Here is a 25,363-nt window from a genome sequence, read left to right as displayed (position 1 = left end):
CGGAGACGTTCGCCGGTTGGCGTGACCCTTCCCAAGGCTCTGGCTAGGCCCCCGGCAGGACCGCGCGAGGACCGGCGTCGTCGGCGACGACTGAGATGTACGGAAATGCGCGGACTACCGGGGACTGTTTTGTGTGCGGTTCCCGGTCCGGCCTCCGGTCCCGGTCCGGCCTCTGAAGTCCGGGCGTCGGCGCCGGCTCCGAGGTCAGGTGGTCGACGCCCTGGCGACGACGAACGCCGTCAGCCGGGCCGCTCCGGGACGAAGCGCCGACCAGTCCCCCTCGAGGTCGAACAGCGCGAAGGCGGAGGTCGGGAACTTCTCGGTCATCCAGGCGAGGGAATCCTGATCGGCTTCGGCGGTGAGTGCGGCCGCGAGCTCCTCGATCCCTGGGTTGTGGCCGACCAGCAGGACGGTCCCCACCTCGGCGGGCACTTCACGGAGCACGTCCAGCAGCTCGTCCGGCTCTGCCGCGTACACCCGTTCGTCGTAGGTCACCGGCAGCTGCGCGCCCAGGTGCGGAGCGGCGTTCTCCCAGGTCTCGCGCGCCCTGCGGGCCGGCGAGCAGATCACCAGATCGGGTACACACCCCATCTCCGGCAGCAGACGCCCCACCTCGGCGGCGTCGTGACGCCCCCGAGGAGCAAGGGGACGCTCATGGTCCTCGACGCCCCCCGGCCGGGCGGATTTGGCATGGCGCAGCAGCACCAGACGGGGAGCGCCCTGCTCGTTTCCGGGACCGGGTGTCATGGGGCCAGGTTGGCACAGGAGCGCCCGCAACGCTCTGGGGGCGCCACACGACGGTGCGGCGCCCCCAGAGCGAGACGATTCAGGGTCCGGCCCGGGGCCGGTCATCCGGCTGGACCGGGGACCGGCCGGGCCGGTGGGCGATCGGATCGCCGGCGTCGGACCGCCGGCGATGTGACCGCTGGACGAGCGGACCCTCAGATGAGGCCCAGACCGCGGACGGCCTCGCGCTCTTCCACGAGCTCGGCGACGGACGCGTCGATGCGGGGGCGGGAGAACTCGTTGATGTCCAGGCCCTGGACGATCTCGTACGCGCCGTCCTTGCACGTGACCGGGAAGGAGGAGATCAGGCCCTCCGGGACACCGTAGGAACCGTCGGACGGGATGCCCATGGAGGTCCAGTCGCCCTCGGCGGTGCCGTTGACCCACGTGTGGACGTGGTCGATGGCGGCGTTGGCGGCGGAGGCGGCCGAGGAGGCGCCACGGGCCTCGATGATCGCCGCGCCGCGCTTGGCGACGGTCGGGATGAAGGTGTCGGCGAGCCAGGCCTGGTCGTCGACGATCTCCGCGGCGTTCTTGCCGGCGATCTCCGCGTGGAAGATGTCCGGGTACTGGGTCGCGGAGTGGTTGCCCCAGATGGTCAGACGCTTGATGTCGGAGACGGCGGCGCCGGTCCTGGCGGCCAGCTGCGAGATCGCGCGGTTGTGGTCGAGGCGGGTCATCGCGGTGAAGCGCTCGGCCGGTACGTCCGGGGCCGCGGCCTGCGCGATGAGCGCGTTGGTGTTGGCCGGGTTGCCGACGACGAGCACCTTGATGTCGTCGGCCGCGTGGTCGTTGATGGCCTTGCCCTGCGGCTTGAAGATGCCGCCGTTGGCGGAGAGCAGGTCACCGCGCTCCATGCCCTTCGTCCGCGGACGGGCTCCGACCAGCAGCGCGACGTTGGCGCCGTCGAAGGCGACGTTCGGGTCGTCGGTGATGTCGATGCCCTGAAGCAGCGGGAAGGCGCAGTCGTCGAGCTCCATGGCGGTGCCCTCGGCGGCCTTCAGACCCTGCGGGATCTCCAGCAGGCGCAGCTTGACCGGCACATCCGCGCCGAGCAGCTGGCCGGAGGCGATGCGGAAGAGCAGCGCGTAGCCGATCTGGCCGGCCGCGCCGGTGACGGTGACGTTCACGGGAGTGCGGGTCATAGCGATCTCCGTAAGAAAGCTGGCGTTGGGGCCCTGCCCCGGGTGCTGGACACCTCCACCGTACTGATCGATCTCTCGACGTGAAGAGATATCCGGGCGTCAGGCTATCCGACCCGGGGGCGCCCGCACCGCCGCCCCCTTGTGGTGCGGCTCACTCGATGCGCACTCCGCTCAGCTGTGCGGGGCTCCGGTCACTGCTCGGTCGTGCATCCCTTCGTCCCGGTCCTCAGCGTCGCGCAGGCCTTGGCCTCCGACTCCGAGGTGACCGCGACCATCGGGGTGTACGCGTCCTTGTCCTCGTTCACCAGGCCGTTCTGCGCCGTCTTACCCGCCGATATCGAGACCTTGTCCCCCGGCGCCGCCTTGGTGATACGGGCCCACGCCGCTGCACAGGTCTTGCTGTAACGGACCTCGACGACGGCCGTACCGACCGTGGTCCGGGCGGCGGTGGTGGCGTACTGGCCACCGCACCCCATCGCCTCCGGGTCCTGACCGTCACAGTCGTCGCCGGAGCACTTGACCCCGGCGGGCAGCTGCGGGTCGGCGGAAAACGACGGGGTGGCGGTGGACGGCTCCTTGGTGACGGCCCTGGCCTCGTCCTCACCACCGCCTCCGAAGTCCGTGAGCAGCACGGCCGCGGCGATCACCAGCAGCGCGCCGACGACGGCCGCCAGGAACACCGCCGTCTTGCGCCCTCCCCGGCCGCGGTCGGCGGCGCCCGGTGCGGAGGCGTACCCGCCGTCGCGCTGCGACGGGACGGAGTGCGGGCCCCCGCTCGGGGCGGGGCCGTACGACTCGTGTCCGGGGCCGGACGGCGGCGCCGCCGTGTGCGAGGACCCCGACTTGCCGCCCGGTCCGAACTCCCCGAGCGCAGCACGCGCCTGGGATATCCGGATGGCCTCCATCGTCATGTCGTGACGCATCTCGGAGCGGCTCCAGGCACGCTCCGCGAGCTCCCACATGGTGGTGAGGTGGACCGGATTCGTCCCTGTCACCTCGGCGAGTGCGACGATCGCGCGCTTGGGTGCGAGCAGCCGCCCGTTCAGATAGCGCTCCCACGACGTCTTGCTGTAACCGGTACGGTCCGAGACCGCCGCGATGCTCAGCCCGCTGCGGTCGACCAGCCGGCGCAGCTGACTGGTGAACTCCCTGACCTGAGGGTCGAGCTCTTCCGGTAGCGCCTTCCAACGAGGCATTGCTTCCCCCTTGTCCCCCCGACGTGCCAATGTGCCCCCGCGCTGTGGTGCCCCCTGCCACACCTCGGGGCCTGCCTGCGGACGCGTCCACGAGGACGGTCCGGGGCCTACCCGGAGGAATGCGCAGAGCCAGGATGACAGTTCCTGTGCCGAGGGCGCACGGGGGGCATTCGGGACATCCGCGTACCCCCCGCGTGCGCCCCTGTCCCGAAGCCCGCCTCAGTTTCGCATCCGCCGACCGTCGATCACACCATGGCGGAACCGTCACTTCCGTGCCACAGCCATCCGGGCCCCCTTGAATCCCGCTTGGCGCGTGCATGACGCTGTTTCCCGTGACGGCGCCCGTCCTCCCACGGGGGAGGGGACGGGCGCCGTCACCAGGCCACCGCCCACCGGGGTCATCGGACACTCCGGCGGCGCGGCGAAATCCGCCCCGGCCCGCGGACAGCCCCGGCCCGCCACGGTGTGCAGCACCACCATGACGGCCAGCAGCGCCGCCACAGCAGCCGACAGCGCGAGCAGGGCCAGGAGCACCGGCCACGCCGCTGCCTGCGGGCGATGGGCCGGGCGGCGCACCGGACCCTCGATGACGAGCACCCGGGCCGTTCCGTACGGCGCCGGTCCGTCCCGCGAGGCTCCCGGCACCGCGTCTGCGACGAGGACCCGGTCCGCCGGTGCGGGCGATGGCGGCACCGGGAGCGGTGCGGGTGGCGCTGCGGGTGGCGGTGCGGGTGGCGGTGCGGGCACGCCCCGGCCGCTCCAGACCGCGTCCGCGAGCTCCCACAGTGCGAGCAACCGGCGCGGAGGCTCGCCGGTGACCGCGCAGAGCGCCTCGACCGCGCGGCGCGGCACGGGTTTCGCCCCGGTGAGATAGCGCTGCCAGGACGATTTGCCGTACGGGGTACGGGCGGCCAGAGCGGCCAGGCTCAGCCCGGACCGTTCCCGCAGCCGGCGTAGCGCACAGGCCAGTTGCTCACACTCGGTGCGGCCCGTCACCGGCGCAGCTCCCTCCAGGTGTCCGGCCCCACCACGCCGTCCACCGCCAGCCCATGGCGCTTCTGGAAGCGCATCGCCGCCTCCTTGGTGCACTCCGCGTATCTCCCGTCGGTCGCGCCGGGGTCGAAGCCGTGCTCCCGCAGCAGGCACTGGGCCTCGATCACGTCGTCGCCCGTGCTGTTGACGTCGAGCGGCATCTCACGGGTGGGACTGTGCCCCGCCCGCAGCTCGCCGTTCCGAAACCGGACGTCGCAGCGGTACGCCTCTCCGCCCGGATACCGGGCTCCTCCGGCGGTGGCCGCGGGCGCTCTCGCGTCCTCCCAGACACCGGCGGTCAGCAGCCCCGCCGTGAACGCGACGACAAGGGCGAAGGCGCCCGCGCCGAGCACCCAGGACAGGGGCACCGTCCACTCCCCGCGGACGGGGCCACCGCCGGGGGAGGCTCTTGCCACCGGCGCCGGGGGCGTGGCAGGCGCCCCTGCAGCAGGCGGAGGCGGCGCGGTGAGCCCAGAGGGCACAACAGGCCCCGAGGGCGGCGGCGGTGGCGCAGAGGCCCTCCGAGAGGCCGTAAGGGCAGCGGGCGTCGAGGGAACCGCCCGCGGCGCGGTCGGTGCCGGCGCGACCCCCGCCGCCGCGTCGACGGGCGCTGCTTCCGCAGCGGTCCGCTTCGCCGTCTCCCTGGCCCGTACGACGACATCGCAGAGCACGACGAGCCGCGTCGGCTCCACGGCACAGACGCGGGCCAGCTCTTCCACCGCCCGCCGCGGCACGGGCTGTTTGGCGTTGAGGTACCTCTCCCAGGACGAGCGGCTGTAGGCGGTCCTGCCCGCGAGGGCGGCGAGACTGAGCCCGCTGTGGTCCTTCAGCCTGCGCAGTTGGGTGATCAGCCGGCGCTCGTGGTCGGCGAGCCCGGTCGGCAGTTCCTTCCATCGGGCCATGAGACGTCCCCCTGTCTCCGCTTTCTCCGTTCCATTCCATGAGATAGCCCCCGGGGTCGGCGATTCCACCCGATTCGCGGCACTGACGAGAACAGGACACGGCCTTGCGTCCCACGGTGGTTGTGTGCGTGGACACGTCCCAGCAGGTCAGCGAGTGGGACGTCCCACATGCGCCCAATCCACCCGATGTCCCTGGGCATTCGCGGAGTTGGCGCGCCAGAGTCGGTTGCCGTGCCGGGCGGCCACGCCCGGCCGACCAACGGAGGGAACAGAACCATGAATGCCCGCAAGCGCATTGTGCTCGTCGTCGCGGCCGCCGCCGTCGGCGCGGGCCTCTCCTTCGCCCCCTCGGCAGGCGCATCGGCCCCGTCGAAGGCCGGACCCCGGAACGTCCATACCGCCGACGCCGCCAGTCGTGCGACTCAGGCCTCGTGCAACTGGCCGTACGTCTGCTTCTACAAGGGAAGCACCAAGACCGGTCAGTTCAAGGACGTCACCAGCAGCTGGCAGAACCTGGGCCCCAGCAAGGGAGCCGACCGGATGGTGAACACGCGCCGGGACGACATCGTCTACACCCACTTCACCAACGGCAGGACGTGGTGCACTCCGCCGCTCAACACCACGTACTTCAACTCGTGGGTGGTCGACAAGGTCCGCATCAGTACCGCGTCCTCCTGCTGAGGCACGACGCCCGGCACCGGGAACCGCCCGCCGGGACGGCCGGTCCGGCCGGTCCGGCGGGTCCGGTCCTGTCCGTGTCCTGCCGTCACGACATCTGACGGCAGGACACGGCCGGCCGTGGCGGCAGGTCGGTCGACATCGCGCAGCGGCGCTACCGCACGGTGAAGCGGACCGCGTCCTCGAGGAACGGGATGTCCAGCCAGGGCTTGGGCTGAGCCGTCAGGGCCAGAAGCACGATCACCGTGCCGAGCAGCCCGTACGTGACCATGTCGGTGAACCGCGAACGCACCGCCAGCATGCCCACCGACGGCAGCACACGGCGCAGGACCGCGCCGGTGAGCAGGGCGGCACCGACGAGGATCGTCCCGACACGGAAGGCGTGCGGGAACGGGTCGGTGCCGACGATCAGCAACCCGAGAGCCGCGAGTCCGCTCACGGTGAGCAGCGGCCACTGACGGGCCGGTGCGGGGGCGTCTCCGGGCGCGGCCCGGCCGCCGCCTTCAGGCCGCGCGGTGTCACGGGTGACCCGGGGCGGACGGCGGGACTTGCCCTGCGCACGCTCCGCGGTCGCGTCCTCCCCGGCACCTGGCTCGGGCGCGTTCTCCCCGGCACCGGTTCCGGTCGCGCCGGGCCCGGACGTGTCGGCACCGGATTCCTCGGCACCGGATCCCTCGGCCTCGGGCGTGCCGGACTCGGACGCGTCAGGTGGGGACGCGTCAGGTTCGGACGCGTCAGGTTCGGATGAGGGACCGTCGGCGGCCGCCCCTGAGGACGGTGAACCCGCATGGCCGTTCATCGACGCGGTGTCACCCGCACTCCCGGGAGTGCGCCCCTTGGACGCACCCCCTTGGGGCGTACCGCCTTCGGACGTACCGCCTGAGGACCCGGACACGCCTGGACGGCCGCCTGACGCATCTGCTGCGTCGGCGCTGTCCGCGTCACGGTCCGGAGTGCCGGGTCCCGGTGTGGCCTTGCCCATGACCGTTCAGCCCGCAGCGCCGGCCGCGGCCCGCTCTGCCGCCTCGACGACGTTGACCAGCAACTGCGCCCGGGTCATGGGGCCCACGCCGCCGGGGTTCGGAGCGACCCAGCCGGCCACCTCGGCGACGCCGGGGTGCACATCGCCGACGATCTTCCCGTTCTCGTCACGGCTGACGCCGACGTCGAGCACCGCCGCGCCCGGCTTCACGTCCTCGGGCTTGACCAGATGCGGCACGCCCGCCGCGGCGACGATGATGTCGGCCTGCCGCAGCTGGGCGGAGAGGTCACGGGTGCCGGTGTGGCACTGCGTCACCGTCGCGTTCTCGGACTTGCGGGTCAGCAGCAGCGGCATCGGCCGGCCGATCGTGACACCACGCCCCACGACCACCACGTGCGCGCCGTTGATCTCCACGCCGTGCCGGCGCAGCAGCGTGACGATGCCCGCCGGGGTACAGGGCAGCGGCGCCTTCTCGTTGAGGACCAGCCGCCCGAGGTTCGTCGGGTGCAGACCGTCCGCGTCCTTGGCCGGATCCATCAACTCCAGCACGCGGTTGGTGTCGATGCCCTTGGGCAGCGGCAACTGCACGATGTACCCCGTGCACTCCGGGTCGTCGTTGAGCTCCCGGACGACCGCCTCGATCTCCTCCTGCGATGCGGTCGCGGGCAGTTCACGCTGGATGGAGGCGATGCCCACCTGAGCGCAGTCACGGTGCTTCCCTGCCACGTACTTCTGGCTGCCGACGTCTTCCCCGACCAGCAGCGTCCCCAGGCCGGGCGTAACACCCGCGTCCTTGAGCGCCGCCACACGGGCAGTCAGGTCGGACTTGATAGCGGCTGCGGTGGCCTTGCCATCGAGAATCTGGGCGGTCATGCCCCCATCCTCGCGGATGACCCCGCCACTGTTCCAATTCGGGCCACCGTCCGCGGTCCGCTCAGCGGTACCCAAGGTTGCACTTACACAACACATCGAACTGGCGACTGGACAAAAAGAGACGGTAATACCACGATGATCCGCGCAGTGCCGCGGGCAGCTTCGGGGGGCAGACCGCTCGTTTTGGGTGCAGTTCCTCCGGTCAGGACCGCGTCGTCCAGTAGATCCGACGGAGGAAACCCGCCATGAGCTTCGGCGACCCGAACAATCCCTACGGACAGCCGCAGGGCCAGCCGGGCTACGGTCAGCAGCCGCAGGGCCAGCCGGGCTACGGCTACCCCCAGGCCCCGGCCCCGCAGGGCCAGCCCGGCTACGGCTACCCCCAGGCTCCGGCCGGGCAGCAGCCGTACGGCGGCTACCCCGGCGCCCCGATGGAGATGCCGGGGGGTGTGAAGGCCGCGCGCGTCATGCTCATCATCCTCGGAAGCCTGCAGGCGCTCGGTGGCGTCGTGATGATGGTCGCCTCGGCCTGGATCGCCGACCTGATCTCCGGCAGCGCCGGTTCGTCGGGCGTGAGCTCCGCCGACGTCGACAAGGCCGCCTCCATCGGCGCCGGCGTCATGATCTTCTTCGGCCTCATCGTCCTCGGCTTCGCCCTGTGGGGCATCCTGACCGGCGCCAAGATCTCCAAGGGCGGCAACGGCATCCGTATCTCCGGCATCGTCTACGGCTCCCTGATCACGCTGCTCAGCGTCATCAGCCTGTTCGGCGCAAACATCTTCGCCCTCGTCAGCCTGGTCCTGGGCATCCTCATCATCGTCTTCCTCGCGAAGAGCGACGGTGCCGCCTGGTTCCAGCGCCCCCGCCACTGACCCCTGGCGACCGCACACCGCGAAGGCCGCAACCCCCTGCCGCAGGGCGGGGGTTGCGGCCTTCCGCATGAGGGCCGCGCGCGACCCTTCTGCGGGGGCGCGGACCCGTGTGCGGACGCGTGCACCTACGTCTGCGGCCCGCCGGGTTGGTGCCGGGCGGGCCGCAGACGTCGGTTACGGATCAGTGGAAGAAGTGGCGGGTGCCGGTGAAGTACATCGTCACGCCCGCGTTCTTCGCGGCCTCGATCACCTGCTCGTCACGGACGGAACCGCCGGGCTGCACCACGGCCTTGACTCCGGCCGAGGTCAGGATCTCCAGACCGTCGGGGAACGGGAAGAACGCGTCGGACGCGGCGTACGCGCCCGCGGCACGCTCCTCGCCCGCACGCTCCACCGCGAGCTTCGCGGAGTCGACGCGGTTGACCTGTCCCATGCCCACGCCCACCGACGCGCCGCCCTTCGCGAGCAGGATCGCGTTGGACTTGACGGCGCGGCAGGCGCGCCAGGCGAAGGCCAGTTCGGCGAGTTCGTCCGCGTCCAGGGCCTCACCCGTGGCCAGGGTCCAGTTCGCCGGGTCGTCGCCCTCCGCCTGGAGCCGGTCGGTGACCTGGAGCAGTGCACCGCCGTCGACCGGCTTGAGCTCGACCGGGGCCGAGGGGGCGTCGGGGCAACGCAGCACACGGATGTTCTTCTTGCGGGCCAGCACCTCGACGGCGCCGTCCTCGTAGTCCGGGGCGACGATCACCTCGGTGAAGATCTCGGCGACCTGCTCGGCCATCGCCACGGACACCGGGCGGTTGACCGCGATCACTCCGCCGAAGGCCGACAGCGGGTCACAGGCGTGCGCCTTGCGGTGCGCCTCGGCGACATCGGCACCGATCGCGATGCCGCACGGGTTGGCGTGCTTGATGATCGCGACGCACGGCTCGGTGTGGTCGTACGCGGCACGGCGCGCGGCGTCCGTGTCCGTGTAGTTGTTGTACGACATCTCCTTGCCGTGCAGCTGCTCGGCCTGCGCGAGGCCGCCGCCCTCCTCGGTGACGTAGAGCGCGGCGTCCTGGTGCGGATTCTCGCCGTAGCGCAGCACGTTGGAGCGCTGGTAGGTGGCGCCGACGAAGTCGGGGAAGCGGCTCTCGTCGGCCGGGGCGTACGAGGACGCGAACCAGGAGGCGACCGCGACGTCGTAGGCGGCGGTGTGCTGGAAGGCCTCGGCGGCGAGCCGCTTGCGGGCGGCCAGGTCGAAGCCGCCCGCGGCGACGGCGGCGAGGACGTCGCCGTAGCGCTCGGGGCTCGTGACCACCGCCACGGACGGGTGGTTCTTGGCGGCGGCGCGGACCATCGAGGGGCCGCCGATGTCGATCTGCTCGACGCACTCGTCCGGGGTCGCGCCGGAGGCGACGGTCTCACGGAAGGGGTAGAGGTTCACCACGACCAGATCGAACGGCTCGACCCCCAGCTCCGCGAGCTGCTCGCGGTGCGCTTCGAGGCGCAGATCGGCGAGGATCCCGGCGTGCACCCGCGGGTGCAGCGTCTTGACCCGGCCGTCCAGGCACTCGGGGAAGCCGGTCAGCTCCTCGACCTTGGTGACCGGAACACCGGCGGCGGCGATGCGCCCGGCGGTCGAGCCGGTGGAGACCAGCTCCACTCCCGCCTCGTGCAGCCCGCGGGCGAGCTCCTCCAGACCGGTCTTGTCGTAGACGCTGACCAGCGCGCGCCGGATGGGCCGCTTCATGGTTTCGGCGGTCACGGGATAACTACCTTTCGTCCCTCGATGCGGTAGCCGTTACGGGCCAGACGCCCCACGACATCCACGAGCAGCTGACGCTCGATTTTCTTGATGCGCTCGTGCAGAGCGGCTTCATCGTCCTCGTCCCGTACGTGCACCACGCCCTGCGCGATGATCGGGCCGGTGTCGACGCCGTCGTCGACGAAGTGGACGGTGCATCCGGTGACCTTGACGCCGTACGCGAGCGCGTCGCGCACGCCGTGGGCCCCGGGAAAGCTGGGGAGCAGGGCGGGGTGGGTGTTCACGAACCGTCCGCCGAAGCGGGCGAGGAAGTCCTTGCCGACGATCTTCATGAAGCCGGCGGACACCACGAGGTCCGGCTCGTACGCGGCGGTGGTCTCGGTCAGGGCCCGGTCCCACTCCTCGCGGGTGGCGTGGTCCTTGACCCGGCAGACGAAGGTCGGGATGCCGGCGCCTTCGGCACGCTCGAGACCGGCGATCGCATCGCGGTCGGCTCCGACGGCGACGATCTCGGCGCCGAAGCCCCCGGGATCGTCGTGGATGGCGTCGAGCAGCGCCTGGAGATTGGTGCCGGATCCGGAGACCAGGACGACGAGGCGGGCGGCCACGGGGACTCTTTTCGCGTTGCGGTACGGCGTGGTGTGGGGCCTTCGCGTGGAGCGCACCTGCACGCCGCGCGAGAACCTTTGTGTGGTCGTACGAACGAATCGAGTCCGGCGATAGGGGAACTCTACGAAGCCGTCGACCGTCAGCAACGATACCGGCACACCGCGCGGCCCCCACGGGACGGGGGCTCGGCCGGGAGGTAGCGTCTGGAGGGCAGGGCCCGTCCGCAGACGGAGTGCCCGGGATACAGCGGTACTCAGCAGTTCCAGAGGGGAAGACACTCACCACATGCCGGACCGACGCCGCCGCACGGCTCTCCGCCTCCTGCTCGCCCGCGAGCGGGGCCCCCTGCTGTTGCGGGAAGGCCAGTCCACGGAGCCCACGCGTCCCGCAGGGTCCGGCCGACCCCCGGAGCAGGACAACCCCTTCGCGCCGCCGCCGGAGGGCTCCCCGGACCAGCCGTGGCAGCCGAGGCGAGGCACGGAGGGCTCGACGGACGCCGACGACGCGGAAGGGCGCCAGGACGGCAGCTCCGGAGAGGACCGCCCGTCGACCTCGGGCTGGGGCGGCCAGTGGAGCAACCGCCAGCCGGGGCGCTCCTCCGGTGGCTTCGGCGGCCGTCCGGGTGGCCAGGGCAGCGGTCAGGGCGGGCCGGAGAGTGGCGGCCCGGGCACGGGGCTGCGCTGGGATCCGACCGACCCGGCCCAGCGGCGCGCCCGTTATGCGCTGCTCGCGGGCATGTGGGCGTTCTTCTTCGCCCTCTTCGATCTCGGGGAGATCGCCCTGCTGCTGGGGGCGCTCGCGCTGTACTGGGGCGGCAGCTCCCTGCGCGCCAGGGCACGCCGTCAGTCGGAACCGGCGGTCGCGGGTGCGGCTGCGACCCCCGCGGGAGCCCCGCCGCAGAACGGCAGACCGCAGCTCACGGCGGCGATCAGCGGCATCGTGATGGCGGCGGTCGCACTCGCGATCGTGGCGATGACCTTCACCATGCATCTCGTCTACCGCGACTTCTACACCTGCCGCGACGACGCGCTCACCAAGTCGGGCCAGCTCGCCTGCAACGACCTGCTGCCGGACCCGCTGCGCAAGCTGATCGGCGTCCAGGAGTAGGCCTGGAACACGGCCTGACCGGGGCCTGACCGAGGCCTGACCGGGCTTATCCGTGCCCGACGTCGCCGCTGCCGGAGGCGGCGGTGCCGGTCTGAGCGCCGGGCCCGGTGCCGGTTTCGACGCCGGTTTCGACAGCGGTTTCGACACCGGTTTCGACGCCGGTTCCGGTGTGGCCCGCCGGGTCCGGGTTCCGGTTCGGATGCGCGTTTCCGTACGCGTCGTGCGTGCCCGGGTCCCCGTACGGACCCGAGGGCTCGGGCGCCTCCGACTGGCCCTCGACCCCGGGAGACCCCTCTCCCCCGCCGGGCACATCCTGCGTTTCCGGCGCGGCGGGTGACGGATCGACCGCTTCCGGGCCGGTGCCCGCGACATCACCGGCCGCGACGTCACCGGGCGTCTCCGGGGAGTGCTTCGGCACCCCCGCCACGGCCCTGAGCAGGGTCATGGCACCCTGCGGAGCCCGCCGCAGGGCCACCCGGCAGGCCTCGTACCCGCCGTACACGGAGCGGAGCCCTGATCGCCCGGGGCACCTTTCGCCGCGCAGGCGCCATGCGTGGACGCCGACGGCGGCCGGGACCCCGACGGCCGCCGTCCAGCCGAACGCCGCCGCACCCGTGAGCCACCAGACCGGGCCGAAGACGGACAGCGCACCCGTCCCCAGCGGGCCGCCCGCCATGGCGGCGAGCAGCGCCATGAGCGCCGCACACAACGCCGCCGCGCACAGGGCCACGAGGGCCGTCTCGCGACGGGTCCAGAAGTGCCCCGGACCGCACGCCGCACGGGCGGTGCACCAGGCCACCGCACCGCCCGCCACCACCGGGACAGCGGCGCAGGCCCAGAGCACCGGCGTATCGAGACCGCGCGCCGGCACGGCCGCGAGCAGCGGGAAGTGGGGCAGCACGGCGCCGCTCCCCGAGACCGCGAGGGGCGTCGCCGCGGCGCCCGTGCCGAGCACGAAGCCGGGGCCGAGCACGTAGGCGGCGCCCCACACGGCCGCGTTCGGCAGCAGCGTCAGCGCCAGCACCACGACGGCGAAGCGGCCCGGCCAGTCCGCCGCCAGCTGCACCAGCGCGTCCCGGGCGGTGTCCGCGTGCCACACGAGGGACACCGCGCACAGCAGCACACCCCCGGCGGCCAGCACAGCGGCCGCCGCGCCGGCCGCCCGGAAAGCGGCGACGAACCGCGTGCGCGCGCAGGCGGTGCGCAGTCCCCCGGGCACCCATCCGGGCAGCGGACCGAGCGGCCGTCCGTACGCCGTCCACGCTCCCGCCGTGGCGGACAGGACGGCCACCGCGGGCAGATGCAGCGCCGCACTGACCGGCTCGGGCGCGAGGGCACCACCGGCGGAGTACAGCGCCACCGCCAGCGCGACGAGCAGATATCCGCAGGTCACCCCGGACACCACAAGTCCCACGGCGCCCCGGGCCCCGCCTCCCGACTCGAGCGTGTCGCGTACGGCGCGGTGTGCCGACCAGACGGGCAGCACCACCAGCAGCAGTGGTACGACTCCGACAGGTGCGGGAGTACCCGAAAGGGTGTCGGCCCTGACCAGTTCCGTGCCGTGCGCCAGCAGCCAGAGCGCGGCGGCCACGTGCAGCGTCCCCTTCGGACCGCTGTCCGGGTACGGCGAAATGATCCACATCAGGGTCACGACCACGGTCAGCGCACCGAGACCGAGCCCGGCCACCACGGCACCCCGCAGGACCGCGGCCGTCAGCAGGACCGCGGGTGGCCGGGCCCCCTGCACGGCCACGGGGGCCGGGCTGTGATCGGTCGTCTGGGTCACGCGGCCATGCTGCCAATCTGCCGCCTTTGATCCCGGTAACGGGTGTATGCCCGTGGTGTCGCAGAAGATATTTTTATGTACCGTTCGTAACGGTATCGTCACCCGACCCCATGGAGCCTCCATGAGGCGAAGCACCACAGACCGCTCCCGGAGCCGCGACGACCTGCCCTCCCCCAAGGAGCGCCGCAGGCTGCGCGAGGCGAGATCCCTGAGCGAGGAACAGCTCGCGGAGGCCGTCGGCGTCACGCGGGCGACGATCCGGTCCTGGGAGACCGGTCGGACCCACCCTCGCGGGCGCAAGCGTGAGGCGTACGCCAGGCTGCTCGCCTCCTACCAGGTGGAGATCACCGCCAGGGAGGCGGCGGAGGCCCAGGCCGAGCGTGAGGCGCGCTGGGCCGAGGCGACCCGCGGGGGCGACGAGTCGGGACGAGGCGACCAGGACGGGCTCGAGGACACCGCGGAGCTTCCGGCGATCCGCCCGGACGGGGCGCCCCCGGCGGCGCACGAATCCTCCCCTGGCACGCGGTCGGCGGGCACGCGGTCGGCGGGCACGCGGTCGGCGGACGACTCCACCGACACCGCGCCGGGGGCGGCGAGCGCACAGCCGAAGCCGCCGGCAAGCGACACCGCGACGCCGGACACGTCCATGCCGGACGCCTCCACGCCGGACACGTCCACACCAGATGGCACCACCACGGCGGCCGGAACCTCCGCAGCGGGCGGGACCGGCGAGGACCGCGGGTCCGCGGCCGTCCCGGCCGGCCCGCGGGTCAGCCGCCGTTCACCCCTGACACGGGCCGCCGCCGACGTGCTCCACCCGTCGCCGTACCCCGTGGGAGAACCGCCGCCCCGGACGGCCGAGCAGGCGTTCGACGTGCTCTACCGGCGCACGGTGTCCTGCCTGGTACGCCAGACCTATCTGCTCACCGGCCGCCGCGAGCTCGCCCACGAGGCCGTCGGCAACGCCTTCCACCTCGCCTGGCAGCGCTGGCCCGAGGTCGCGGCCGACCCCGACCCGCCGGGCTGGCTGCGGGCCGCCGCCCACGAATACGCGCTGTCACCCTGGCACCGGCTGCGCCGCCGCCACCGCCGTCCCGAAGGCCCGGACCCGGCGGCCGATGGCTCGTCCGCGGCCTCGTCCCCCGGGTCCGTCCCCTCGCCCCCCGTCGGATCCACCCCCGCGTCCGCAGGCGCATCCGCAAACCCGTCCGAGGACGCGAGCCACGGGATGCTCCGGGAGACGCTGCTCACCCTGCCGCCGTCGTACCGCCGCACGCTGCTGCTGTACGACGGCCTCGGGCTCGACCTGCCCGAGACGGCCGCCGAGACGGAGGCGAGCACTCCCGCGACGGCGATGCGGCTGCTGAACGCCCGTGCGGCCGTCGTCGAGCACGTACCCGAGCTGGGCGAACCGGAGGCACTCCACGAGCAGCTGGCCGACCTCGCGGCCGCCATACCGGCTCCGGAACTCGCGGCGGCGAGTGAGGTGAGGGCGGACAGTGAAAGGCGCACCCGGTTGTGGACCCGTGCCTCGTTCGGACTCACCGCCGCCGTCCTCGGAGCCGCCCTGCTGACGATGGTCATCGGGAGAGGGAGCTACGAGGCCCCGCTGACGCCGGGCCGCACGGTCCGCGGGGTGCCGCCCCGCCCCGGTCCCGCGACAGGGACCGCAGAAGAACTCGAGCTGCGTCTGACGCTCCGGAACCACCCGCTGAACGGGCCGGGACGACTGGCTCCGCAACCGCGCTGAGCCGCCGGGACGCCCGCGGAACGTCCGGTACTCGGGAGACCGCCGGAACGCGGGAAGGGCCCGCACCCCGGTCTCCCGGGGCGCGGGCCCTTCCGTACGGCAGGTGTGCCGGTCCGGCGTCAGCCCGCGAGGATCTCGCGCGCCAGCTTCGCCGTCTCGGTCGGCGTCTTGCCGACCTTCACACCGGCGGCCTCCAGGGCCTCCTGCTTCGCCTGGGCGGTGCCGGAGGAGCCGGAGACGATGGCGCCCGCGTGGCCCATGGTCTTGCCCTCGGGCGCGGTGAAGCCCGCGACGTAGCCGACGACCGGCTTGGTGACGTTCGCCTTGATGAAGTCGGCGGCACGCTCTTCGGCGTCACCGCCGATCTCGCCGATCATCACGATCAGGTCGGTGTCGGGGTCGGCCTCGAAGGCAGCCAGGGCGTCGATGTGGGTGGTGCCGATGATCGGGTCACCGCCGATGCCGACGCAGGAGCTGAAGCCGATGTCACGCAGCTCGTACATCATCTGGTAGGTCAGCGTGCCGGACTTGGACACGAGACCGATGCGGCCGGGCTTGGTGATGTCGGACGGGATGATGCCCGCGTTCGACTGACCCGGGGTGATCAGACCCGGGCAGTTCGGACCGATGATCCGGGTCTTGTTGCCCTTCGCGCCCGCGTACGCCCAGAACTGGGCGGTGTCGTGGACCGCGACGCCCTCGGTGATGACGACCGCGAGGCCGATCTCGGCGTCGATCGCCTCGATGACCGCGTCCTTGGTGAACTTCTCCGGGACGAAGATGACCGTGACGTCCGCGCCGGTCTTCTCGATGGCGTCCTTGACCGACCCGAAGACGGGGATCTCGGTGCCGTCGAAGTCGACCGTCGTGCCCGCCTTGCGCGGGTTCACGCCACCGACGATGTTGGTGCCGGAAGCCAGCATGCGCTTGGTGTGCTTCTGGCCCTCGGAGCCGGTCATGCCCTGGACGATGACCTTGGATTCCTTGGTGAGGAAGATAGCCATGGTGAGTCTGTGACCTCGTCCCTTGTTACTTGGCCGCAGCCAGCTCGGCGGCCTTGTCGGCCGCGCCGTCCATGGTGTCCACACGCTGCACGAGCGGGTGGTTGCGGTCGTCGAGGATCTGACGACCCAGCTCGGCGTTGTTGCCGTCGAGGCGCACGACCAGCGGCTTCGTCACGGCCTCGCCCTTGGACTCGAGGAGCTCCAGGGCCTGCACGATGCCGTTGGCGACCGCGTCGCACGCGGTGATGCCGCCGAAGACGTTGACGAACACGGACTTGACGTCCGGGTCGCCGAGGATGATCTCCAGGCCGTTCGCCATGACCTCGGCGGAGGCACCGCCACCGATGTCGAGGAAGTTGGCCGGCTTGACGCCCGCGTGCTTCTCACCGGCGTACGCGACGACGTCGAGGGTCGACATGACCAGACCCGCGCCGTTGCCGATGATGCCGACTTCGCCCTCGAGCTTGACGTAGTTGAGGCCCTTGGCCTTGGCGGCGGCCTCGAGCGGGTTGGCCGCGTCCTTGTCCTCGAGCTCGGCGTGCACCTCGGCGTGACGGAACTCGGCGTTGGCGTCCAGGGACACCTTGCCGTCCAGGGCGATGACACGGCCGTCGGCGACCTTGGCCAGCGGGTTCACCTCGACGAGGAGGGCGTCCTCCGCGACGAAGGCCTTCCACAGGGTCACGAGGACCTCGGCGACCTGCTCGGCCACCTCGGCCGGGAACTTCGCGGCCTCGACGATCTCACGGGCCTTGGCCAGGTCCACGCCGTCGTTGGCGTCGACCGGGATCTTGGCGAGCTTCTCGGGGGTCGTCGCCGCGACTTCCTCGATGTCCATGCCGCCCGCGACCGAGGCCATGGCCAGGAAGGTGCGGTTGGTGCGGTCGAGAAGGTACGAGACGTAGTACTCCTCGGCGATCTCGGGAGCCGTCTCGGCGATCATCACCTTGTGGACCGTGTGGCCCTTGATGTCCATGCCGAGGATGTCCGTGGCGCGGGCGACGGCCTCGTCCGGCGTGGCGGCGAGCTTCACGCCACCGGCCTTGCCGCGGCCACCGACCTTCACCTGGGCCTTGACGACCGAACGGCCGCCCAGTCGCTCGGTCGCCTCGCGCGCCGCCTCAGGCGTGTCGATGACTTCACCGGCCAGCACCGGTACACCGTGCTTGGCGAAGAGGTCCCTCGCCTGGTACTCGAACAGGTCCACGCGCGTCCGTCCCTTTGCTTCTAATCGTCGCAGTAGTGATTCGCGGTTCGTTGTCTGCGTGGGCGTGCCGCGAAGGGCAACGTGACTGCGCTGTCACAAGGGAGGCGTACACGGTGGCCGGGCACGCGGCATGTCCGTCTCGCAGCGTATCCCCGTGGGCCGTGGCTCCCTAAATCGCAGATCACAGAGCAGCGGTGATACCTGTCACAGATCGCGCGCGTGGCGGAACTGTGCGGTGACCGCGAGTGAGCCGAAGGGCCTGGCTTGCGCGTGGGAGCCGGAGGGAACGGCGCACGTGGGACAGCTGCGGACAGGGAAGCGGGCGGTCCCACCCCAATGGGGACCGCCCGCAAGGCCTGCGAGGACGGGGACCCGCCGGTCGCCCGCCCCAGGCCGTCCGTCCCGGCTCAGATGCTCCAGGCCGCCTGCTGGACCATGGCGTCGGCGTAGCCGGGGGTCACCGCGGTGGCCGTGCCCTGTGCGCCCGACGCCGCGTTGGCGGCGAGCGGGGTCGCGGCGACCGTGCCGGTCAGGTCCTGTGCGAAGGGCGCGACCTCGGAGGCGACGCCTCCGGCGAACGGCCGCACGTCACCGACGACACCGCCCGCGAAGGTCTCGGCGGAAGCGGCGACGCCGTGAGTCACGGGCCGCACATGGTCGACGACGGTTTCGACGAGCGGCGATACGGAACCGGTCACACCGCCGGCGAAGGGCTGGACCTCACCGGCCACACCACCCGCGAACGGCTGGACCTCGTCCACGACGCCGCCCGCGAAGGGGTGCGCGTCCCCGACGACGCCCGTGGCGAGACCACCGGCATCGCCGACCGCCTGGCCGGCGACCGGGAGGACGCCGGCCACGGCACGGCCGGCGATCGGGGGAAGGACGTCCTGAGCGGTCTCGTCGACGACCGGGCCGGCGGCGCCGACCGCGGCGTCGGCGTAGCCGGGCACCTGGGCGACCGTCTCGTCGGCGTAGTACCGGGCGTGGCCCGGGACCTGGTCCGCTTCGGGGGCGAACGCGGACAGCGGGCCGAACAGGTAGTCGATCTCGGCGACGGCGGGCAGCTCGGCCTCGGCGTACCGGTGGGCCTGGTCCGCGGTCGACACGGCCGTCGATACGGCGGCGTCCCGGTCGACGTCCTGCACGGCGCCCCGGACCGCGCCGGCCGTACCCGTTGCCTCGGTGGCGGCGCTCCCGGCGCTTGCGGCCTCGTGGGCCAGGCTCTCGGCGGTGGCCTGCGCCGTACCGGTGGCGGCGGCCACGGTCGGGGTGTCCGCGACATCGGCGGCGTTGTCCCGGACCGCGTCGGCGGCCCGGTCGGGGGTGGAGAGGGAGAGGGAGGGCAGTTCGTCGGCGCTGGCGGCGGCCGTGCCGACGGCCCACATACCGGCGGCACCGGCCGCGACGGCTATGGAGCGGCGGATGTTCTTGTTCATGTTCGGGTGATTCCTTCGGATTCCGAGGGGTCGGGCAGACCTGCTCCGCCCCCGCGCGGCAGGTCTCAGGCGGGGGAACGGCCTGCCCTATCCGGGGAATTCGAGGATGTCGCGATGACGCTCGCGCACCCCGGTGCCGGTGACCGGCTGCCGGGATCCGGGCACGAGCCCGAGCACCGTGGTCCGCGAGAACCAGGCGCCCTGCGGGTCACCCGCACGGTGTGTGTGGGCGTCACCGGCGCTCTGGAGTACGGCGATTCCGCCGGAACCGGCCGGTGCGCGTACCGGTGCGAGCGGAAGTCCCGTGCCACGCCCGTCGGACGGAGCGGCAAGGCGCTGCGCCGGGGGAACCGGCAGGTCGATGAAGGGCATGGACCCCCGGTACGGCCCCGGGGCACCGGGCGGGGACGCGGGATTGCCCACGCGGTCGGTGGCGGACCCGGCCACGCACCCGGCGGTCGCCGGGAGCGCACCGGCCGCTGCCGGGTGCCCCTCGGGAAGCGGCCCACCTTGGTGGAGGCCGGCCGGGAACGCGTCCTGGGTCAGGTCCTGTCCGGACACGGGTGCGAGTACGGGTACGGGTACGGGTACGGGTACGGGTACGGCCGGGCTGCCACCGGACCATTCCGGGGACGGCACAGGCAGCGGGGTCCCGGACACGGCCTGGACCACATCCCGTACGGCGGCCGCCGCGACCTGCCCGGCCGGCCGGACGACGGACTGGACGATCCGCCCCGTCACCACGGCCCCGGTCTGCCCGGCCGGCTCGACGCCCCTCTTGGCGACGGGCTCCGCGGCGCGCCGGGCATTCGGTGCGACGGCCCTTTCGGCGACCGGTTCGGCGGCACGCCCGGCGGGCGACCGGTGGGGCGTCCCGGTGGCGCTGTTCGTCACCGGCTGTGCCGTGCTTCCGGCCACCGGCTTGACGGCGCCGTCGAGCCCGGCGGCCGTTTCGCCCAGGGTGGCCTGCGCCGGCGGCCCTGCCTGGTGCGGCCGTTCCGCCGCCTGTGCCTCGCCGCCGAGGACCAGACCCAGCACGGTCAGCCCCGCGACGAACAGCAACACCCGTACCGCACGCACCGCATGCCGCCGCACCGCCCCGCGCACAGGGCGCAGGGCGGCTGCGGGCACAGCGGCGGCGGAAGTCACAGCGGGACGAGCCCTCCCAGGTAGCGGACGATGGCCCTCCGGGGGCAACGGGCACGATGCTCGCATGAGACTCCCGGGGTCACGCAAGCCCCTTGTTACTGATGAGTCGCCATGTCCGGTATGAGTGGCACCCCGAACACCCCTGAACCCGTTTCAGGCGTCCGCCGGCACCGGCAGCGGTCTCTTCTCGATCGCCGCGGCCATGACCTCGGGGAACAGATCCGGAGTACAGGCGAACGCCGGCGCGCCCAGCGCCGCGAGCGCCGCCGCGTGCTCGCGGTCGTACGCCGGGGCCCCTTCGTCGGACAGCGCGAGCAGCGCCACGAACTGCACACCTGACGCCTTCATCGCGGCCACCCGCTTGAGCATCTCGTCCCGTATGCCGCCTTCGTAGAGGTCGCTGATGAGGACGACGACGGTGTCGGCGGGCCGGGTGATCTGCGACTGGCAGTAGGCCAGCGCACGGTTGATGTCGGTGCCTCCGCCGAGCTGGGTGCCGAACAGCACGTCCACCGGGTCGTCCAGCTGGTCCGTCAGATCCACGACCGCCGTGTCGAAGACGACGAGCCGGGTCGCGATCGAGCGCATCGACGCGAGCACCGCGCCGAACACCGACGCGTACACCACCGACGCCGCCATGGACCCCGACTGGTCGATGCACAGCACGACATCCTTCTTCACGGACTGCGCGGCGCGGCCGTAGCCGATGAGCCGTTCGGACACGACCGTGTGGTACTCCGGCAGGTAGTTCTTCAGATTGGCCCTGATCGTGCGGTCCCAGTCGATGTCACGGTGGCGCGGCCGGCTGATGCGGGCGCTGCGGTCCAGAGCGCCGGTGAGGGTCGCACGGGTGCGTGTGGCCAGCCGCTTCTCCAGGTCCTCGACGACCTTGCGGACCACGGCCCTGGCGGTCTCCTTCGTCGTCTCGGGCATGGCCTTGTTGAGCGAGAGGAGAGTCCCGACCAGATGGACGTCGGCCTCGACCGCCTCCAGCATCTCCGGTTCCAGCAGCAGCGTGCTGAGCCCGAGCCGGTCGATGGCGTCGCGCTGCATGACCTGGACGACGGAGCTCGGGAAGTATGTGCGGATGTCGCCGAGCCAGCGCGCCACACCGGGGGCCGAGCCCTCGAGGCCCGCGGACCGCTTGGCGGTGCCGCGCTCCTGGCGGTTCCCGCTGCCGTAGAGGGCGCCCAGGGCCGCGTCCATGCCCACGTCCGTACCGGACAGGCCGCAGCCGGTGCCGTCGGCCGAGCCGCCCCCGAGCACAAGCCGCCAGCGCCTCAGCCGCTCGTCGTGATCCGTGCCCGCGCCGGTCGCCTGCGGCGGCTCTGCCGCGCCATCCGCCGTCGCGCCGCCCGCCGCCGTTGCACTGCCGCCCGTTGCCGCGCCGCCCGTTGCCGTGGTCATACGAGGTCCCCCTCCAGGATCAGCCGTAGTACGGGCAGCACGGCTTCGGCCCGCGCCTCGTCGAGCCCCGCGCCGAAGCCCGGCGCGCCGGCCTGCCCCGCGGCCGGCTGTCCGCCGCCCGCCGCGGGGCCGCGCCGCGCCAGCTCGCCCAGGGTGCGCCGGACACCGGGCTCGTACGCCGAGAACGTGCGTCGCAGCAGCGGAAGCACGTCCGTGAACGCGTCGGCCGACACCGATGTCAGCCAGGCGTCGACGAGTGACAGCAGACGCTCGTCGTGGACGAGGAGCATGCCCCCGCCCGATGTGCCGCCGACGAAGCCCTCGATCCAGGCGGCGGCATCGGCGGGCGGGGTGCCGGGCGAGAGGGCGAAGCCCATCAGCCGGGCCGCCTCGCCCTCGTCGAGCCGGCCGTCGTCCAGCAGCAGCCTCGCCGCGCGCCCCCGTATCACTCCGGGCACGGTGTCGCGCACCGCGAGCTTGCGCAGCACCTCCGTCCAGCGCACGCCGAGCTCGTCGCTCTGCGGCAGCAGCCCGATCGCCGTGTGGACGCCGTCGAGATGGCTGCGCATCTCGGCCGCACCGTCGGCGTCGAGCCCCGCACACGCGGGTGGCAGGCCGACGCAGATCCGCTCGGCGAGCCCGGTCGCCACCCCGGCGAGCGCCGCCGTGTCGGTGGACCGCACATCGCCGTAGCGCAGGGAGCGGGCGAGGGCGGGCAGGGCCTGGGCGAGGTGTCCCACGTCGGCGTCCAGCGCCGCCCGGTCCGCGAGTGCCTTCATCACCACGGGCAGCGCGTCGGGCAGTTCGGCCAGCAGACAGCGCTCGGCCAGTGCGGTCACCTCGGCGAGTGCGGTCGCCGAGGCGGCGTCCGACGCTGCCCGGGCGGTGGCGGCGGAGAGCACCGTGGTGCCCCAGATCCCCGCCTCGGCGACCTTCACGAACAGCTCGGGCTCCCAGCGCAGCCGCCAGGTCTCCCGGAAGGTGCCGGTGGATCCCCGGCCGGCGGACGGTACGCCCCAGTCGACACCCAGGAGCCGCAGTCGGTGCAGCAGCCGACTGCGGCCCGCGTCGGTGTCCTTGCGCAGATCGAGCTCGAGCTCCCGCTCCAGCAGCTCCGGTTTGAGCCGCAGACTGCGCTGGAGGCGGGCCAGGTCGCGCTGCAGCGGGACCGCCGGGGCGGCCTCCGGGACCTCCCCCAGCACATCGCCGATGATCAGCCTGTCCTGGATCAGCTCCAGCGGCACATCGGAGCCGTCGCACATCACGGCCCGGATCGCATCGGTCGTCTCGCTCAGTCCGGCGAACGGACGGCCGCGCATCGCCGCGAGGGTGCCGGCGAGCCGCACGGCCTCGATGACATGCGCCGAGCTGACGAACCGGTCCTCGTCCCTGAGCAGTCCGGCGACCTTGGTCATCCAGCGCTCGACGGGGCGGTCGGGAGCGCCGAACAGATGCGCGTACCAGCCGGGCGAGTCGATGCCCGCGCCGTAGCCCGTGCGCCGGGCGAGCCTGCGATGCGTCCAGGGCACCCAGGTCGTCTCCGTTCTGACCTTGGGCAGTCCCTTCAGCAGGGCGCGGTCAGCGGTGAGCGTGGACTTCCCGACGAGCGCGGGGACGTGCCAGGCGCCGCAGACCACGGCGATCTCGTGCCCGAACTCCTTGCGGGCCGCGCGAAGCCGGATCCGCATATGGGCTTCGCGGACGAGATCACGGTCGCGTCCGCCGTGTCCGTACTCCTCGCGCAGCACGGCCATGGCTTCGCCGAGCGCGGCGAACGGCGCGAGCGGATCGGCCGCGATGGCCCCGTCGCGGTGCTCGATCACGTCTTCCCACCAGCGCTCCGGGTCGTCGTACCCGGCGGTCCCGGCGAGCACCGCGATGGGGTCGATCCGCAGCTCCGGCCCGTCGGGTTCCGGACCCGGACAGGCATCGTCCCCGTCGCCCCAGCCGGGGTCCGCGGCGGCCAGGGAGTGGGCGGCCGGCAGGTCGATGAACCGGACCGGCACGTCGTTCGCCAGTGCCCAGCGGATCGCGACCCACTCGGGCGAGAACTCGGCCATGGGCCAGAAGGCCGCCCGCCCCGGATCGTCCACGGCATGAGCGAGCAGGGCGACGGGCGGGACCATCGCCTCGTCGGCGGCGAGCGGCAGAAGGGCGTCCCCCTCGGGCGGGCCCTCGATGAGCAGGGCACGCGGCGCGACCGCGTCGAGCGCCGCCCGCACCGCCCGCGCCGAGCCTGGACCGTGGTGGCGCACGCCGAGCACCAGGGGGTCGTCCCCTGGCCACCGCCGCTCCCCTCCCGCAGCTCCCACCGCCTCGGGCGTGCCGTCCCGGCCCGCCGTGGCGACGGCGGTCGTCATGCGGTCACCTCGCGGCAGGCACGGTAGAAGTCCTTCCAGCCGTCCCGTTCGCGTACGACCGTCTCCAGATACTCCTGCCATATGACGCGGTCCGCCGCGGGGTCGCGGACGACCGCGCCGAGGATTCCGGCCGCCACGTCGGCGGGCCGCAGCACTCCGTCGCCGAAGTGGGAGGCGAGCGCGAGGCCGTTGGTGACGACGGAGATCGCCTCGGCCGTGGAGAGCGTCCCCGAAGGGGACTTGAGCTTGGTGCGCCCGTCGGCGGTCATCCCGTCGCGCAGTTCGCGGAAGACCGTGACGACGCGGCGGATCTCCTCGATGCCCTCGGGCGCGGCCGGCAGATCGAGCGAGCGCCCTATCTGGTCGACGCGCCGGGAGACGATGTCGACCTCCGCGTCCGCGGTGGCGGGCAGTGGCAGCACCACCGTGTTGAACCGGCGGCGCAGCGCGCTGGACAGGTCGTTGACGCCGCGGTCCCGGTCGTTCGCGGTGGCGATGAGATTGAAGCCGCGGACGGCCTGGACTTCCTGCCCCAGCTCGGGGATCGGCAGGGTCTTCTCGGACAGGATCGTGATGAGCGTGTCCTGGACGTCCGCCGGGATACGGGTGAGCTCCTCGACGCGGGCGGTCATGCCCTCGGACATGGCGCGCATCACGGGGCTCGGCACGAGCGCGTCCCGGCTCGGACCGTGGGCGAGCAGCCGTGCGTAGTTCCACCCGTAGCGGATGGCCTCCTCCGGGGTGCCCGCCGTGCCCTGCACGAGCAGGGTGGAGTCCCCGCTGACGGCCGCGGCGAGGTGCTCGGAGACCCAGGTCTTGGCGGTGCCGGGGACGCCGAGCAGCAGCAGCGCGCGGTCGGTGGCGAGTGTGGTGACGGCGACCTCGACGATCCGGCGCGGCCCCACGTACTTGGGCGTGATCACCGTCCCGTCGGGCAGGGTGCCGCCGAGCAGATAGGTGGCCACGGCCCACGGCGAGAGCCGCCAACGGGCCGGACGCGGCCGGTCGTCGGCCGCGGCGAGCGCCTTGAGCTCGTCGGCGAACGCGTCCTCGGCGTGCGGCCGCAGGGCCTCGGTGCCGGCGTCGGCGCCGTTTTCGGGCACGGTCATGGATCCCCCTCCAGATCGGTCGACCGGATGTGGTTTCCACCGTGCACCACGCCACTGACAATCGGCTGTTTCCGCAGGCGGGAGCCGAAGTCGATGGCGTGGGACGGGGGTTACTGCACGATCGGCGAGACGGTGATCCGGCCACCGGCGACCGCGAGGCCATCCCCCTTCGGCTCCTTGATGATCCGCAGGTCAGGGTGGATTGTCAGTGGTGCCCCCTAGC

Annotated in this window: 21 protein-coding genes; 4 read left to right on the top strand and 17 right to left on the bottom strand. The window is 72.5% G+C overall.

What is annotated here, in order from left to right:
- Nucleotides 1-204: 204 nt before the first annotated feature.
- From ACTWOL_RS22875 to ACTWOL_RS22855, 5 genes are all read right to left on the bottom strand, one after another.
- On the bottom strand, nt 205-747 hold the full coding sequence (locus ACTWOL_RS22875) for a SixA phosphatase family protein (RefSeq protein ID WP_474298613.1): 543 nt from the start codon (nt 745-747) through the stop codon (nt 205-207).
- Nucleotides 748-941: 194 nt separating this feature from the next.
- Nucleotides 942-1,931, bottom strand: a complete 990-nt coding sequence (locus ACTWOL_RS22870) for a malate dehydrogenase (RefSeq protein WP_474298612.1) — start codon at nt 1,929-1,931, stop codon at nt 942-944.
- Between the two features lie 191 nt (nt 1,932-2,122).
- Nucleotides 2,123-3,127 (bottom strand): XRE family transcriptional regulator, encoded by a 1,005-nt coding sequence (locus tag ACTWOL_RS22865; RefSeq protein ID WP_474298611.1) that lies wholly within the window; start codon nt 3,125-3,127, stop codon nt 2,123-2,125.
- 264 nt (nt 3,128-3,391) lie between these two features.
- Nucleotides 3,392-4,123 (bottom strand): helix-turn-helix domain-containing protein, encoded by a 732-nt coding sequence (locus ACTWOL_RS22860; protein ID WP_474298609.1) that lies wholly within the window; start codon nt 4,121-4,123, stop codon nt 3,392-3,394.
- Nucleotides 4,120-5,061 carry a peptidoglycan-binding protein gene (locus tag ACTWOL_RS22855; protein ID WP_474298608.1) on the bottom strand — a complete coding sequence of 314 codons (942 nt, stop codon included), beginning with the start codon at nt 5,059-5,061 and terminating at the stop codon, nt 4,120-4,122. Before ACTWOL_RS22855 ends, ACTWOL_RS22860 begins: the two co-directional genes overlap by 4 nt.
- Before the next feature lie 276 nt (nt 5,062-5,337).
- Between ACTWOL_RS22855 and ACTWOL_RS22850 the strand changes: the two genes are divergently transcribed.
- Complete coding sequence (locus ACTWOL_RS22850; RefSeq protein WP_474298607.1) at nt 5,338-5,742, top strand: hypothetical protein; 405 nt, start codon at nt 5,338-5,340, stop codon at nt 5,740-5,742.
- Nucleotides 5,743-5,893: 151 nt separating this feature from the next.
- Here the strand turns inward: ACTWOL_RS22850 and ACTWOL_RS22845 are convergent, their stop codons facing one another.
- Both ACTWOL_RS22845 and ACTWOL_RS22840 read right to left on the bottom strand, forming a co-directional pair.
- The gene (locus ACTWOL_RS22845) at nt 5,894-6,538 is read right to left on the bottom strand and encodes a DUF3017 domain-containing protein (RefSeq protein WP_474298606.1); all 645 of its coding nucleotides are present in this window, start codon (nt 6,536-6,538) and stop codon (nt 5,894-5,896) included.
- Between the two features lie 189 nt (nt 6,539-6,727).
- Nucleotides 6,728-7,594, bottom strand: a complete 867-nt coding sequence (locus ACTWOL_RS22840) for a bifunctional methylenetetrahydrofolate dehydrogenase/methenyltetrahydrofolate cyclohydrolase (RefSeq protein WP_474298605.1) — start codon at nt 7,592-7,594, stop codon at nt 6,728-6,730.
- A gap of 245 nt (nt 7,595-7,839) precedes the next feature.
- Here ACTWOL_RS22840 and ACTWOL_RS22835 point away from each other — a divergent pair, with 245 nt between their 5' ends.
- Nucleotides 7,840-8,466 carry a hypothetical protein gene (locus ACTWOL_RS22835; protein ID WP_474298604.1) on the top strand — a complete coding sequence of 209 codons (627 nt, stop codon included), beginning with the start codon at nt 7,840-7,842 and terminating at the stop codon, nt 8,464-8,466.
- A 181-nt stretch (nt 8,467-8,647) separates the two neighbouring features.
- On the opposite strand, the gene purH is transcribed toward ACTWOL_RS22835, so the two are convergent.
- Together purH and purN are read right to left on the bottom strand one after the other, a co-directional pair.
- The gene (purH, locus tag ACTWOL_RS22830) at nt 8,648-10,198 is read right to left on the bottom strand and encodes a bifunctional phosphoribosylaminoimidazolecarboxamide formyltransferase/IMP cyclohydrolase (protein WP_474301237.1); all 1,551 of its coding nucleotides are present in this window, start codon (nt 10,196-10,198) and stop codon (nt 8,648-8,650) included.
- An 11-nt stretch (nt 10,199-10,209) separates the two neighbouring features.
- Complete coding sequence (purN, locus tag ACTWOL_RS22825) at nt 10,210-10,821, bottom strand: phosphoribosylglycinamide formyltransferase (protein WP_474298603.1); 612 nt, start codon at nt 10,819-10,821, stop codon at nt 10,210-10,212.
- Nucleotides 10,822-11,107: 286 nt separating this feature from the next.
- Between purN and ACTWOL_RS22820 the strand changes: the two genes are divergently transcribed.
- Nucleotides 11,108-11,929, top strand: coding sequence for a hypothetical protein (locus ACTWOL_RS22820; protein ID WP_474298602.1), 822 nt, complete (start codon nt 11,108-11,110; stop codon nt 11,927-11,929).
- A gap of 46 nt (nt 11,930-11,975) precedes the next feature.
- Here ACTWOL_RS22820 and ACTWOL_RS22815 read toward each other — a convergent pair whose 3' ends face one another.
- Nucleotides 11,976-13,715 carry a cell division protein PerM gene (locus ACTWOL_RS22815; protein ID WP_474298601.1) on the bottom strand — a complete coding sequence of 580 codons (1,740 nt, stop codon included), beginning with the start codon at nt 13,713-13,715 and terminating at the stop codon, nt 11,976-11,978.
- 121 nt (nt 13,716-13,836) lie between these two features.
- On the opposite strand from ACTWOL_RS22815, the gene ACTWOL_RS22810 reads away from it, so the two are divergent.
- Nucleotides 13,837-15,465 (top strand): helix-turn-helix domain-containing protein, encoded by a 1,629-nt coding sequence (locus ACTWOL_RS22810; RefSeq protein ID WP_474298600.1) that lies wholly within the window; start codon nt 13,837-13,839, stop codon nt 15,463-15,465.
- A gap of 119 nt (nt 15,466-15,584) precedes the next feature.
- Here ACTWOL_RS22810 and sucD read toward each other — a convergent pair whose 3' ends face one another.
- From sucD to ACTWOL_RS22775, 7 genes are all read right to left on the bottom strand, one after another.
- On the bottom strand, nt 15,585-16,469 hold the full coding sequence (gene sucD, locus ACTWOL_RS22805; protein ID WP_474298599.1) for a succinate--CoA ligase subunit alpha: 885 nt from the start codon (nt 16,467-16,469) through the stop codon (nt 15,585-15,587).
- A gap of 25 nt (nt 16,470-16,494) precedes the next feature.
- Nucleotides 16,495-17,676, bottom strand: a complete 1,182-nt coding sequence (sucC, locus tag ACTWOL_RS22800; RefSeq protein WP_474298598.1) for an ADP-forming succinate--CoA ligase subunit beta — start codon at nt 17,674-17,676, stop codon at nt 16,495-16,497.
- A gap of 407 nt (nt 17,677-18,083) precedes the next feature.
- Nucleotides 18,084-19,115 carry a hypothetical protein gene (locus tag ACTWOL_RS22795; protein ID WP_474298597.1) on the bottom strand — a complete coding sequence of 344 codons (1,032 nt, stop codon included), beginning with the start codon at nt 19,113-19,115 and terminating at the stop codon, nt 18,084-18,086.
- A gap of 87 nt (nt 19,116-19,202) precedes the next feature.
- Nucleotides 19,203-20,264: a hypothetical protein gene (locus ACTWOL_RS22790; protein WP_474298596.1), complete on the bottom strand. Its 1,062-nt coding sequence runs from the start codon at nt 20,262-20,264 to the stop codon at nt 19,203-19,205.
- A gap of 153 nt (nt 20,265-20,417) precedes the next feature.
- Complete coding sequence (locus ACTWOL_RS22785) at nt 20,418-21,671, bottom strand: VWA domain-containing protein (RefSeq protein ID WP_474298595.1); 1,254 nt, start codon at nt 21,669-21,671, stop codon at nt 20,418-20,420.
- Nucleotides 21,668-24,031: a DUF5682 family protein gene (locus ACTWOL_RS22780; RefSeq protein ID WP_474298594.1), complete on the bottom strand. Its 2,364-nt coding sequence runs from the start codon at nt 24,029-24,031 to the stop codon at nt 21,668-21,670. The genes ACTWOL_RS22785 and ACTWOL_RS22780 overlap by 4 nt, the downstream gene beginning before the upstream one ends.
- Nucleotides 24,028-25,140 (bottom strand): ATP-binding protein, encoded by a 1,113-nt coding sequence (locus ACTWOL_RS22775; RefSeq protein ID WP_474298593.1) that lies wholly within the window; start codon nt 25,138-25,140, stop codon nt 24,028-24,030. Before ACTWOL_RS22775 ends, ACTWOL_RS22780 begins: the two co-directional genes overlap by 4 nt.
- Between the last annotated feature and the right edge of the window lie 223 nt (nt 25,141-25,363).

Source organism: Micromonospora sp. IBHARD003, assembly GCF_056106285.1.
This window is presented reverse-complemented; position numbering and strand designations above follow the sequence as displayed.